The sequence below is a fragment of the Thermoanaerobacterium thermosaccharolyticum DSM 571 genome, from assembly GCF_000145615.1.
In the GTDB taxonomy this organism is placed as follows: Bacteria; Bacillota; Thermoanaerobacteria; order Thermoanaerobacterales; family Thermoanaerobacteraceae; genus Thermoanaerobacterium; species Thermoanaerobacterium thermosaccharolyticum.
The window spans coordinates 998,867-1,013,154 of sequence record NC_014410.1; the positions used below are offsets into that span (position 1 = coordinate 998,867).

At 34.2% G+C, this 14,288-nt stretch carries 9 protein-coding genes; 7 read left to right on the forward strand and 2 right to left on the reverse strand.

Translation table 11 applies throughout. The annotated features are described in order from the left end of the window. Positions 1 to 2: 2 nt before the first annotated feature. From TTHE_RS04855 to TTHE_RS04870, 4 genes are read left to right on the forward strand one after another with little or no spacing between them, the layout of a single operon-like run. Positions 3 to 1,073, forward strand: coding sequence for a Gfo/Idh/MocA family protein (locus TTHE_RS04855; protein ID WP_013297480.1), 1,071 nt, complete (start codon positions 3 to 5; stop codon positions 1,071 to 1,073). Between the two features lie 30 nt (positions 1,074 to 1,103). Continuing rightward, positions 1,104 to 3,146, forward strand: coding sequence for a glycoside hydrolase family 52 protein (locus TTHE_RS04860; protein ID WP_013297481.1), 2,043 nt, complete (start codon positions 1,104 to 1,106; stop codon positions 3,144 to 3,146). A gap of 39 nt (positions 3,147 to 3,185) precedes the next feature. Continuing rightward, positions 3,186 to 4,691 (forward strand): GH39 family glycosyl hydrolase, encoded by a 1,506-nt coding sequence (locus TTHE_RS04865; protein ID WP_013297482.1) that lies wholly within the window; start codon positions 3,186 to 3,188, stop codon positions 4,689 to 4,691. Between the two features lie 20 nt (positions 4,692 to 4,711). Continuing rightward, entirely contained in the window at positions 4,712 to 5,668 is a 957-nt protein-coding gene (locus tag TTHE_RS04870) for an acetylxylan esterase (RefSeq protein WP_013297483.1), read from the forward strand. Positions 5,669 to 5,708: 40 nt separating this feature from the next. Here the strand turns inward: TTHE_RS04870 and TTHE_RS04875 are convergent, their stop codons facing one another. Beyond that, positions 5,709 to 7,316 (reverse strand): response regulator, encoded by a 1,608-nt coding sequence (locus TTHE_RS04875; protein ID WP_013297484.1) that lies wholly within the window; start codon positions 7,314 to 7,316, stop codon positions 5,709 to 5,711. Continuing rightward, positions 7,306 to 9,066, reverse strand: coding sequence for a sensor histidine kinase (locus TTHE_RS04880; RefSeq protein WP_013297485.1), 1,761 nt, complete (start codon positions 9,064 to 9,066; stop codon positions 7,306 to 7,308). The genes TTHE_RS04875 and TTHE_RS04880 overlap by 11 nt, the downstream gene beginning before the upstream one ends. Positions 9,067 to 9,679: 613 nt before the next feature. On the opposite strand from TTHE_RS04880, the gene TTHE_RS04885 reads away from it, so the two are divergent. The 3 genes from TTHE_RS04885 (at position 9,680) to TTHE_RS04900 (ending at position 14,277) form a co-directional block, all read left to right on the forward strand. Beyond that, on the forward strand, positions 9,680 to 10,963 hold the full coding sequence (locus TTHE_RS04885) for an IS110 family RNA-guided transposase (protein WP_013296871.1): 1,284 nt from the start codon (positions 9,680 to 9,682) through the stop codon (positions 10,961 to 10,963). Between the two features lie 581 nt (positions 10,964 to 11,544). Further along, entirely contained in the window at positions 11,545 to 13,221 is a 1,677-nt protein-coding gene (locus TTHE_RS04895) for an ABC transporter substrate-binding protein (RefSeq protein WP_013297486.1), read from the forward strand. A 168-nt stretch (positions 13,222 to 13,389) separates the two neighbouring features. Further along, entirely contained in the window at positions 13,390 to 14,277 is an 888-nt protein-coding gene (locus TTHE_RS04900; RefSeq protein ID WP_013297488.1) for an ABC transporter permease, read from the forward strand. Positions 14,278 to 14,288: the final 11 nt, after the last annotated feature.

Consider the following 14,288-nt stretch of genomic DNA (forward strand, 5'->3'; position numbering starts at 1 on the left):
AAATGAGCAAAGAAAACGGTATGTACTATATGCCAGAAAGCAGGGCTAAAAAAGTCTGCAGTGAAGGAGAATTTAAATTTGCAGCCATTGGACTAGATCATGGGCACATATATGGAATGACAAAAGGACTAATAGAAGCTGGTGCTGAAGTAAAATGGGTATATGACAAGGACCCAAAGAAAGTTGAAAGATTCATAAAAGCATTTCCTACTGCAAAAAAGGCCAGAGACGAAGATGAAATACTGATGGATAACTCAGTTAAATTGGTAGCAAGTGCAGCAATACCATCAGAAAGGTGCGCTATAGGCTTAAAAGCCATGGATGCTGGCAAAGATTACTTTGCAGACAAGCCGCCTATGACAACCAGAGAGCAACTGGAGCAGGCTAAAGACAAAGTGAAAAAGACGAAGAGAAAATATGCTGTCTACTATGGTGAAAGGCTTCACAATGAAGCATCTGTCTATGCAGGACAATTAGTAGAAAAAGGGGCAATAGGACGAGTAATACAAGTCATTGGCATGGGACCACATAGAGAAGGAAAAGGAAGGCCTGACTGGTTCTACGAAAAGGACAAATTTGGAGGAATACTGTGCGATATAGGAAGCCATCAAATAGAACAGTTTTTGTTTTTCACAGGTGCAAAAGATGCTAGGGTCCAATCGGCAAAAGTAGCAAATTACAATCATAAACAGTATCCTACTTTTGAGGACTTTGGCGATGTGACACTAGTTGGCGATAATGGCGCAACAGGCTATTTTAGGCTTGATTGGTTTACTCCAGATGGCCTTGGCACATGGGGAGACGGAAGGCTGTTTATATTAGGCACAGAAGGCTACATAGAGCTAAGAAAGTACATTGATGTTGCCAGAGAAAATGCTCCAGACCATGTGTACTTAGTAAACAAAGACGGTGAATTTTTAATAGATGTAAAGGGGAAAGTCGGATTTCCTTTCTTTGGTGAATTAATACTGGACTCAATAAACAGGACAGAAAATGCCATGACACAAGAGCATATATTTAAAGCTATAGAGCTAGCATTAGAGGCTCAAACAAATGCAATAAAGGTAGAATGAAATTTATAATCTTGAGAAGAGGTGTTTCACATGATAAGTAAATCTTTTTATGCGCATCACAGCGCATTTGGAGCTTTTTCAAGTTTTGTGATTGGAAAATGCGGTAAGGGTGGTGGCGTTGTACTAAATGATGTACGGCCGCCTGAAAACAATGTCTACATCGGATACAAAAGAGACGGCGTTATAAACCTACTGCCATTTATTAAAGATGATACAAAGAATGCTGAAGAAGAGTTTACAGGAGAAGTCTCTACAAGCAAAAAAGAAAAAAATATAAAAATCTTTAGAGAAGATGAGATGGAAAGAGAGTTAGGATGGGCATCAGATACTTGGACAGCAGGAAAATTCAGGTTTTCCATTCTTACTCCTTTCGGATATGTTAAAGACCCATCTGTGATGAATGAAAATGAAAAGAAACTTGCGCTGGCTCCTGTTATATTTGTGCAGTTATCTATGGATAATTCCGACAGCCATAAGGACGCTGAGATGATATTTGGCTTTGAAGGGCCTAAAAGGATACTGTCTGAGCTTACAGATGGAAAATACTTAGGAGGAGTATATGGCAGAAAGTATGGTTTTGCCATCAAAAAAAGTGATGATGTAAGAGAGCTTTCAAGACTTGATATTTTGACGTCATGGGCAAATGATAACTATCAAAATCACGGTCTTGGCAGAGCACCATCTTTGATATTTAAAGTTCCTGCAGGTACAAAAAAGACATATACCGTAGCATTAGCAACATATCAAAGTGGCGTCATCACGACAGGAATCGATGCTGAATTTTACTATACTTCTGTGTTTAAGTCGCTAGAGGATGTCCTTGCGTTTGGTCTTGACAATGTTGATTATTATATAAATTTGGCTAGAGAAAGGGATGAAGAGCTTAGGAAAAGCGGACTCAATAAATACAGGCAGTTTTTGCTAGCTCATGCTGCCCACAGCTATTATGCCAGCACTGAGCTTCTGAAAAGAACCGATGGTACGCCTTTATGGGTTGTAAATGAAGGCGAGTATATAATGATAAATACATTCGATTTGACAGTTGACCATGTTTTTTGGGAAATGAGATTCCATCCTTGGACGATTACAAATACGTTGGATCTGTACTATGAAAAGTATAGCTACAAAGATCAAGCAGGTCTTGCATTTACCCACGATATGGGTGTTGCAGATGGTTTTTCTAAAGAAGGTTATTCATCGTATGAGCTTCCTAACCTTACTGGGTGCTTCAGCTACATGACCCATGAGGAGCTTTTGAATTGGATTTTAACAGGTTCTGTCTATGCAATAAAAATGAACGATAAAGAATGGTTAAAGAAAAACTTGAGTGTACTTGAAGATTGTTTCGATTCCCTTGTGGCAAGAGATAAAAATAATGATGGGATAATGGATGTTGATAGTTCAAGGTGTGAAACAGGATCGGAAATAACGACATATGACAGCCTTGATGAAAGTTTAGGACAGGCGAGAAACAATCTATACCTTGGTGTAAAGACCTGGGCATCGTATGTAGTACTTCATGGACTATTTAAAGAAAATGGATTGGAAGAAAAGGCGAAAAAAGCGTTAGAAAAGGCGAAAGAGGCTGCAAATACAATTGTTGGCAAGTTTGATACAGAAAATCAGTATATACCTGCGGTATTTGAAAATGGAAATACATCTAGGATAATACCGGCTGTTGAGGCGTTGGTTTATCCGTACGTTGTAGGATATACTGACTTTGTAAGCGAGGTAGGGGTTTTTGGTGAGCTTATAAAGGTATTGAAGAAGCATGTTATGACGATTATGAAACCGGGTATATGCATAGATGAAGTATCTGGAGGCTGGAAGCTTTCCTCAACAAGCAAGAATACATGGAACAGCAAAATATTCTTGTGTCAATATGTCATAAAAGATGTGCTTAATATAGACTTTGGGGATAAAGAGATTGAGTGGGATAGGGTACACGCAATGTGGCAACAGGTGTCTTGCAGTGAAGATTGTGCTACAGACCAGGTTAACAGCGACACAGGTTCACCTAGAGGAAGCCGTCTCTATCCGAGGCTTGTAACCAGCATACTGTGGATGAAATAAATTATTAAATTATCTAACATAATTTCGGGGGGGCTTAACATGGTAAAAATAAAGATACCAAAAAATTCTGATGGCAAAAAATTCACCAGTAGATGGAGATATTGTGTAGGTACAGGAAGGTTGGGACTTGCGCTGCAAAAAGAGTACATGGATACTTTAAAATTTGTGAAAGAAAATATAGACTTCAAGTATATAAGAGGACATGGCCTTTTGTGCGACGATGTAGGTATTTACCGTGAGGACGTAGTAGGCAACGATGTAAGGCCATTTTACAATTTCACGTATATAGATAGAATCTTTGATTCATTTTTGGAATTAGGGATAAGGCCATTTGTTGAAGTCGGATTTATGCCTAAAAGATTAGCATCTGGTACACAGACAGTATTTTATTGGGAGGGAAATGTCACCCCTCCCAAAGATTATGAAAAATGGAGCAACCTTATAAAAGCTGTTGTTTCACATTTTATATCAAGGTATGGCATAGATGAAGTCGTAAAATGGCCATTTGAAATATGGAATGAGCCAAACCTAAAAGAGTTTTGGAAAGATGCTGATGAGAAAGAATACTTCAAGCTGTACAAGGTTACTGCAAAGGCGATTAAAGAAGTAAATGAGAATTTGCAGGTAGGAGGACCTGCTATATGTGGTGGTGCTGACTACTGGATAGAAGATTTTTTGAATTTCTGCTATGAAGAAAATGTTCCTGTTGATTTTGTATCGCGACACGCATATACGTCTAAGCAAGGTGAATATACGCCACATCTCATATACCAGGAGATTATGCCATCTGAATACATGCTAAACGAATTCAAAACAGTGAGAGAGATCATAAAAAACTCACATTTTCCGAACCTTCCGTTTCATATAACGGAGTACAATACATCTTACAGTCCATTAAATCCTGTACATGATACGCCTTTTAATGCGGCGTATCTTGCGAGGATTTTAAGTGAAGGCGGAGATTATGTTGATTCATTTTCCTATTGGACGTTTAGCGATGTGTTTGAAGAAAGAGATGTGCCAAGATCGCAGTTTCATGGAGGATTTGGACTAGTTGCATTGAATAAGATACCAAAGCCGACTTTTCACATGTTTAAATTTTTCAATGCTATGGGAGAAGAGGTGCTTTACAGAGATAACCATATGCTTATAACTAGAAGGGATGATGGGTCGATTGCATTGATTGCTTGGAATGAGATAATGGAGAAAACAGAAAATCCAGATAAGGAATATGAACTGGAAATACCTGTAGGATTCAAAGATGTCTTTATAAAGAAACAGATGATAGATGAGGATCACGGCAATCCTTGGGGTACGTGGATACACATGGGAAGGCCGAGATTCCCAAGTAAAGAACAAATTAAGACTTTAAGGGATATTGCAAAGCCTAAAATCAAAACAGGTAGAGCCACATCAAATGATGGCTATGTAAATTTGAAATTTAGATTGGGGAAAAATGCTGTGGTATTGTTTGAATTGACTGAAGTAATGGATGAATCAAACACTTATATAGGACTTGATGATAGCAAGATAAACGGATATTGATTTGATTTAGGAGGGTAAAAATGGGACTTTTTGATATGCCATTACAAAAACTTAAGGAATATACTGGTACAAACCCATGTCCGAAAGATTTTGATGAGTATTGGGACAGGGCTTTAAATGAGATGAGATCAGTTGATCCCAAAATTGAACTTAATCCCAGCAGCTTTCAAGTGCCGTTTGCAGAATGCTATGACTTGTACTTTACCGGCGTGCGAGGCGCAAGGATACATGCAAAGTATATAAAGCCTAAAACAGATGGAAAGCATCCTGCACTAATAAGATTTCATGGATATTCATCAAATTCAGGGGACTGGAATGACAAATTAAATTACGTGGCGGCAGGTTTTACAGTTGTGGCGATGGATGCAAGAGGCCAAGGGGGGCTTTCTGAAGATGTTGGCGGCGTAAAAGGAAATACTCTAAATGGACATATAATCAGAGGATTAGACGACGACGTTGACAACTTGTTATTCAGGCATATTTTTCTAGATACTGCACAATTGGCAGGAATAGTAATGAATATGCCTGAAGTTGATGAAAATAGAGTTGGAGTCATGGGGCCATCACAAGGCGGAGGTTTAGCATTGGCGTGCGCCTCCTTAGAACCCCGTATACGCAAAGTCGTATCTGAATATCCTTTCTTATCTGATTATAAGAGGGTATGGGATTTAGACCTTGCAAAAAACGCATACCAAGAGATTACAGACTATTTTAGGCTTTTTGATCCAAGGCATGAAATGGAGAATGAGGTATTTACAAAGCTGGGCTATATAGACGTTAAAAACCTTGCAAAAAGGATAAAAGGCGATGTGTTGATGTGTGTTGGGCTTATGGATCAAGTATGTCCACCGTCCACTGTCTTTGCAGCTTACAACAATATAAAATCGAAAAAGGATATAAAAGTATATCCCGATTATGGACATGAGCCTATGAGGGGATTTGATGATTTAGCTATGCAATTTTTACTTGAGCTTTAAACGTTAAAAGTATGAGGAGATTTGATATAGTCAGATCTCCTCATACAATATTTTTTATCAATTTTTTGTATTCACTTACATTTAAACCTGTATACTTTTTAAAGCACGATGAAAAGTAATTTGGGTCTTGTATGCCGACTGCATTAGCGATTTCAAATGATTTCATATTTTTTTCTTTTATCAAATTTATTGCTTTTTCCATTCGCTTATTTGTAAGGTATTCTATGAAGTTTATGCCTGTCTCTTTTTTAAATGTCCTGCTTAAATAGCTTGGATTCAGGTAAAAGTGCTTAGCAACGTACGACAGCGAAAGATTGCTATCGCTGATATTTTCCTCTATAAATTTTTTAACATTATCAATCAAATTATTGATATTGCTTATCTGCTCTTTGTTTACTGCCTTAATCGTATTTTTTACAGTTGTTGATATATATTCAATCATGTCAGGCAACGTCTCTATATTTATGATTTTGTTGTAAGACTCTACCTCAGACAAATATATATCATCAAAGTTTTCTTTTAGCTCCAATGATACAGAGAAGCAAATTGATATAATGTTTAATGCTGTAACGCGGATTAACTTAATTACATTTTCGCTTTTAAGATCTATATTAGAAAACACATCTTTTACAATATTTATTGCATCGTTTTCTAAGCCTGATTTCATGTAAAATCTCAATTCGTTAAATAGATGATTAGTGTCAAGCCCAGTTTTGCTTTCTGTAAATTGTACATCTCTATAATGTATGACATTGTTGTTGCCAACTGCTATGCGATAGTTTAATGCATCTATTGCTTCAATGTACGATACTTTTATGTCGCTTAACTCTCCTTTTATATTTCCGATCCCTATATTTACAATGCAGTCAACATCTTTGATGATTTTATTTTTCAACCTTATACAGATTTTATACAGATCTAATTTTTCATCGTTGTTTAAGATGATAATTCTATTCATTGAGTCAGTGAAGACAATGATCCTTTTCAAATCTTTAAAATAATTTTTTAAATAATTAGTCACTTTAAAATTTTGAATCAGACGAGATTCTTCGTTTACATCATTTGAATTGATAATCTCTAAAGCGGCAACTTGATAAATGCTGCCATCCAGAGATATATCGAAAAATTCTAACTTTTCATTTATCAAATTGTCATCTAAATTGCCACTAATAAGCTCATTTAAAAACCGCTCTCTTAAATAAGGCAGATTATCGTAAAGCTGTCTTTTTAATTCTTCAAATTCTTTCTTTTCCTTCCTTTCACTTTCTATGACTGCTTTTAGCTTAGATGCAGTATTTAAGACTTCATCTTCATCTATCGGTTTAAGCAAAAAATCAGATATACCTATTTTTACGGACTTTTGAGCATAATTAAAGTCATTGTAACCAGTTAGGATGACAATCTTTATTGTAGGAAATTTTTGTAGAATAGATTCGCTAAATTTTATGCCGTCAATTCCTGGCATTTTTATATCTGTGAAAATTACATCTGGTTTAAGTTCATCTATTAGTTTAAATCCTTCCTCCGCATTTGATGCTTCGCCTGCTATTTCCATTCCAAGCGCGTTCCAATCAATACAACCTTTTAATAGATTTCTTTCAAGATACTCATCATCAATAATAAGCACTTTTATCTTATCATTTATCATTCTGATCCTCCTTTTTTATCGGGATAGTTATTTCAATCTTTGTTCCTTCATCTATTTTGCTGTAAATTTTTACTACATCTGCAGAGTTGTAATATATTTTTAACCTTTCTATTGTTGATTTAAGACCAACGCCTTTAGACATGCCACTTTCGATTTCTTTTATCTTTTCTTCACTCATGCCTTTTCCATTGTCTTCCGTCATAAGTATAATTTGATTATCACCATATAAAGCTTTTATTGAAATGATTCCTTGACCTTCTTTATTTCTCACGCCGTGGTTCAAGGCATTTTCGACCAATGGCTGCAATATAAGCTTAGGTATTTTATAGTTTAATACTCGCTCATCAATATTCATTACAACGCTAAATTTATCTCCAAACCTTATTTTTTGTATTGTAAGATAATTGTTTATTATGTCAAGCTCTTCTTTTATGGTGATTTCTTCATTGCCATTAATCAAAAAAGATCTATAAAATTTACCCAATGCCTTGACAATCTTGCTGGCATTTTTAGTGTCTCCCATCAATATAAGGGCGCTTATTGCGTCAAAAGAATTAAATAGAAAATGCGGCTTAATCTGCGATTGCATTACATCCAGTTCCAATTTTCTTTTCAACTTTTGCTCGTTAATGATGTCGCCAATTAATTTTTTGATTTCATCGATCATCTTGTTATAAACATCTTTTAGCATCCCTATCTCATCATTGCCGGTTATAATATTTACCTTTTCAAATTTTCCATCCTTTATTCCCTTCATGGAGTTTACCAGCTTTATTATAGGCTGTGTGATAAACAGCGATATAAACAATAGCCCTAAAATAAGCAAAATAATATTTATTATTATTACTAATAGAAGTATTAAATTGTATATCCAAAACTGACTATTAAGCTCGTTAAATGGCGTGATGCTTATTATATTCCAGCCGAATCTGTTTTTTAAATCTGATATTATAAAAACTTTTCCATCTATCTTTTTTATAGTTGAATTATTAGGCTTTATATAATTGAATATCTCGTCATTTAAACTTTTGCTTATATTAGTCGGCTCTACTATACTGTTACCCTTCTCGTCTTTTATTATGATACCAGATGTATAAGTATTTATTGAGCTATTTATATACTTATACAAGTAAGATTCAGAAATATTTATTATCATAAATCCTGCTGGCTTTTGGCTATTTACATCATTTATCACTCTTATGAAAGATACATATCCTTGGTTTCCTTTACTATCATTTATCAAACTACCACTATTAGCTATTAATATATAAGCACCTCTTAAGCTTATCAATTTATCGTACCAATCAGCCGATTTTAGCACAGATAAATTAATATTTTTATAAGAAACATTATCTACAAAGTATTCGTTTCCTCTGTTGTCAAATATATATATAGACGAAATAAAATCATTAAAGTTTAAAAAATCAGCCAAATATTTGCTCATAGGCTGTATATAGGAAGCGTAATTACCTGCATTTCCGTTTGACAAAGCTGATTGCAGTATTTGACTTGATATTAAAATTTTTGACTGATTGTCAACGGTATTTATTAATGATTCTATACTGGAATTAATATTTGAAACAATTTCATTAGAAACTTGCATGACTTTGTTATTAGCTATATTATTATTTATCTCATTATAAGTGATCGAAAGAAAAGAAATTGAAACGATTAAAACAAACAAATAATACAATACTATTTTGGATGATATATTTAGATCTCTGAATTTTTTAATAAATCTTTTTAACATAACATTAACTCCTTTGGAGTAATAATTAGAATTAATAACTTCCCCTTGTAAAATACATGAAACAATGAATTTAACTATATTTTAAGTTTTATTATTGTGATATTTATACAAATTAAAATATCTATCATATATTTTATCACATATTAAAAGAAAATGTAACTAGTTTATTTGTTGGATGAACAAAGTAAAAAAATTAAAGAATTAGGTAAAAAAATTCTATTTTAATAAAAAATTTTTGAGCTATAATTTTCTCATAAAATAAAAACAGATATAGTTATTTTACAATTTTGTTAATTTCTTGTGATTAATTTCTTTTTGATTTTGATTTGATTAATTTCTTTGTATTTCAAGTTGTAGAACATGAATAAATGCTAAAAGTTTACAGTAGTTGACGTTAAAGTGTTTATTTGCTGATTTATGTGAGTAGATTTTTGCATAAAAAATTTAAATACATGTTTAATCAAATCTACTCACAAATCAGATAAACTAATTAAAAAGAGAGCATTCCTGTAATAAAGAAATATAAGATTTGAAATAAAAAGTACCTCCTGATAAAATACAAGATGTCGATTGTTCATGAACACGACTCTCAAATAACAAGGAGGTACCTAATATGAAGTATAACCAAAATACAAAAATAATGCAAATAACAGAAAAGACATTAATTGTAGGTGTAGACATTGCTAAAGAGATACATCACGCTAGAGCTTTCGATTTCAGAGGAATAGAATACGGTAAGCGTATTGAATTTAGCAATGACATTGATGGAATGAAAAGATTTTTAAAATGGGCTGCAGATATTATGAATAAAAGCAACAAAGAGCATCTGATGGTTGGCATGGAACCAACAGGCCATTATTGGCTCTGCTTTGCACAGTTTCTTAGAGATAAGAACCATAAGGTGGTACTGGTAAATCCATTCCATGTAAAGAGAAGTAAGGAATTTGATGATAACTCGCCAACTAAAAATGACAGGAAAGACCCTAAGACAATTGCAATGCTAGTTAAAGATGGAAGATATGTTGAACCTAATATACCTGAGGGTATATACAGCGAACTTAGAATTGCAGTGGACATAAGAGAGATGCTTACAAAGGATTTAAACAAGATAAAGAACCGAGTTGCAAGATGGCTTGATATATACTTTCCTGAGTTTAATAAAGTTTTTGCAGATTGGGAAGGGAAAGCAGCACTGATAACGTTAAAAGAATTTCCAACGCCTGCAAAGATATTAGGTATTGGAGCTGAGGAAATACTTGCAGCTTGGAAAAAGGAAATTAATCGTGCTGTAGGTGCAAAGAGGGCTTTAAAGCTTATAGAAGCTGCCAGTCAAAGTGTTGGTAAAAGAGATGGCATTGAGATGGCAGAGATAGAGATAAAAATTATACTTGAACAGTACGAAATGCTTGTAAAACAGTTAAAAAAAATAGAAAGCAAAATAGAAGAACTTTTCATGCAAGTACCTGGTGCTAATGAAATGCTAAGTATAAAAGGTGTAGGAGTAATAACAGCAGCAATATTTATTGCTGAAGTTGGCGATATAACAAGATATGAGCATCCAAAACAAATACAGAAGCTTGCGGGTTACAATCTGGTAGAGAATAGTTCAGGACAGCATAAAGGGCAAACCACCATAAGCAAAAGAGGAAGAAGGAGGCTAAGAAGTGCTCTATACAAAATGATAATGCCAATACTTGCAAACAATAAAGAATTTCAGGAATTACACAAATACTACACCACAAGAAAAGAAAACCCGCTTAAAAAGAAACAGTCAATGATAGTTTTATGCTGCAAGCTAATCAGAGTATTTTTTGTCATACTGAAAAAAGGAGTAAAATACAACGGAAATAAGATGTTAAGAGATATAAAAAGACCAGAGATTAGGAATGCTGCATAAATTGCACCGCTGTGGTGATGATACACCGCAGTCCCTCGTCAGTCAAGGGCAAGGACCACGTCTCAGCTTTGCTGCGTTTCACTTCACAAAGCTGACCCTTGACAGCCTCGCTCCTGCGATGGTTTGGATAATTAAGCGGTGCTAAAAATAAAGCAAATAAAGATTTAAAACTCAATTTAAAAATTCGAAGATTGACAAAGAGAGCCGGAATTGTCAGGTTGGTAATTTCACCATAAGGGCTTAAGACCCAGCAAGGGAGCATAACTGACATCCACCTCATGTAAGGCAGAACGAAGGAATTAAGGACAAAGATCCTGTGAGACATGGGAGGGTATGCCACATGAGCTTAAGTGGAATTCATAGGCCAAAATATGGAAAAACAACAGAAGCTTATTTGGGATACCTATCATATGTAAAATTAATGAATAAATAGCATTAATATACATGAGGGCTCCTTTGAAGATCATGAAAATTTGAGAATGAGTGAGATATTAAAAGAAAATCAAAGATTATAGAGGGAGGTGAGGGTATTAGTAAAATTTAAGTTAAGTGAAATTTTTATTTTGTTGGGAGGGAAAACAATGAAAGGTAAAAAGTTAAACGTTTTGTTACTGGTGATTTTTATGACTGTAGGAATACTTTTATCTGGATGTAGTAATTCAAGTAGGACATCAAATAATAACACATCTAACAATAATAACAATGATAAACAAATGAAGACATTCACACTTTTCTATGATACATCAACTGCTACGCCAATTGACTATACAAAAACGCCTGTCTGGAAAAAACTTGAGGAATTAACAGGAGTGCATTTGCAGGTAAGCTATCTTGTTGGTACAGATGAACAATCAAAAGCGACACTTATGATTAGTGGTGGAGATTTACCTGATTTGATTCAGACGAGTAATACAACATTTGATCTTTTTAAGAATGCTAATGATCTAGTACCACTAGATGATTTGATAGATAAATACGGAACTAATATAAAGAGATGGTATTCACCGCAAGATCTTAATAAGATGAGAGACCCTAAAGATGGACATATATATTATTTAACACCAGCAAGAAAAACATCATATTTATATCCATATTCTGGTTTTTATTTACCACTAGAAGTACTTAAGGAAGCTGGATGGCCTAAAAAACTAACGTTAGATCAGTATTTTAATATCATAGAGGATTATGTAAAAAAGCATCCAACTTATAATGGACAGCCAGTAATAGGATTTACTGCTCTCACTGATAATTGGAAAATATTCACTTTAACTGGTGCTCCAAGTTATCTGGCTGGTAATGCTAATACAGGCGATGTTTGGGTTGATGACAATAATAAAGCTCATCCATTTGCAATAAGTCAATGGGCACATGATTATTATAAAAAGTTAAACGAGGAATGGAATAAAGGTATACTTGACAAGCAAATGTTTACTAGAAATTATGATTCTTATCTATCTTTGATTGCATCAGGAAGGGTTTTAGGATTTTACGATCAGCGTTGGGACATTCAAAATGCGATTAATTCACTAGAGCAGCAAAAACTTTATGATAGAGTACCTTTTGCTTTGCCGGTAACTTTCGATGGTGTTTCAAAAGAAGACTATAATAGTATGAATATGACAGGCAATAGTGCAGGTATTAGTATAACAAAAAGTTGTAAAGACCCAGTCGCTGCATTTAAATTTTTAGATGCTATGGCCAGTGATGAAGCTCTAAAACTTGAAAATTGGGGAATCGAAGGCAAAGACTATACTGTAAAAGATGGCAAAATGTATATGACACCAGAACAATTGGCTCAATATAAAGATAGCAGCTATACACAAAAAGAAGGAATTGGGTTATATTGGTATTTTCCTCATCCCAATGCAGGAGAAAAGTTTGCTGATGGCAACTTTGTATCGCCTCAAGATAGCCCAGAATATATAGCTAGTTCATACAAACCTTATGAACAAGAAGTATTAAAAGCGTATAATTTAACTAATTTATCACAAATGATGGCACCACCAATTGAGACACCTTACGGCTTTGTATACGATATAAGCATACCTGATAGTGAGCAGCAGATTAAGATTGCAAATCAAAAGGCATCTGACCTTACGAGAAAATATGTGGCTCAAATGATACCTGCGAAACCAGACCAATTTGAAAGCATATGGAAACAATATGTGTCTGAAATGCAAAAAGCTAAATATGATCTTGAAGTACCTTATTTACAACAACAGATAGATTGGAGAATTCAACATTGGGGAGCAAAGTAAAATAACTAATTATTTTTTGTAATGAAGTACGATCATTCGTACTTCATTACACTTAAAATATTTCTTTGGAGGATTGATCATGACTGTTATAAATGAAGGAGCAGAAGTTTTATCAAAAGAAAAAATGATAAATAATAGGAAAGGTAGGAGAAAAAATTTTTTAAAAAATTGAGCCAGCAAAAAGGATTAGTTTTGATTGTTTTGCCATTTCTAATATTGTTGCTGATATTTAGTTATGTTCCATTGTGGGGCTGGATAATAGCATTTAAAAATTTTAATCCTGCTTTGGGAATTAGCAATTCTCCATGGGTTGGATTGGAAAATTTTAAAATGCTTTTTGAAGATCCAACTTTTTATCAGTCAATTAGGAATACATTAGGAATTAGCATTTTAAAATATTTTTTAGGATTTTTTTCCTCTATAACATTGGCAGTTTTAATAAATGAAGTTAGAAATATGAAATTTAAAAAGACAGTACAGACTATTTCATATTTACCACATTTTGTTTCATGGGTTGTTGCAGCTAGTATCGTACTTGATGTCCTTTCGCCGGATGGAGTTATAAATCAACTGCTTTTAAAGCTTCACATTATAAAACAATCAATTAATTTTATAGGTGTCTCGCACCTTTTCTGGCCTTTAATGGCACTTTCTGATATGTGGAAAGAAGTGGGATGGAATTCAATTATTTATCTGGCGGCAATGACTGCCATAGATAATGAGTTGTATGAGGCGGCCAGTATTGATGGAGCAGGTAGAATTAGAAGAATTTTTTCTATAACATTGCCATCTATAGTACCAACCATAAAAATACTTTTAATATTAAATGCAGGGTGGATATTAAATGCTGGTTTTGAACAAGTTTTTCTATTATCAAATCCAATGGTTATAGATTATTCACAGACATTGGAATTGTATGTATATAACTATGGTATACCAATGGGGAGATTTTCGTTTGCTACAGCAGCCGGTATATTTAATTCTGTTGTTTCGTTAGCGATGGTTACACTGGCAAATAGAATATCAAAAGCACTTAGCGGTGAAAGTGCATTCTAATTCTAATTTAA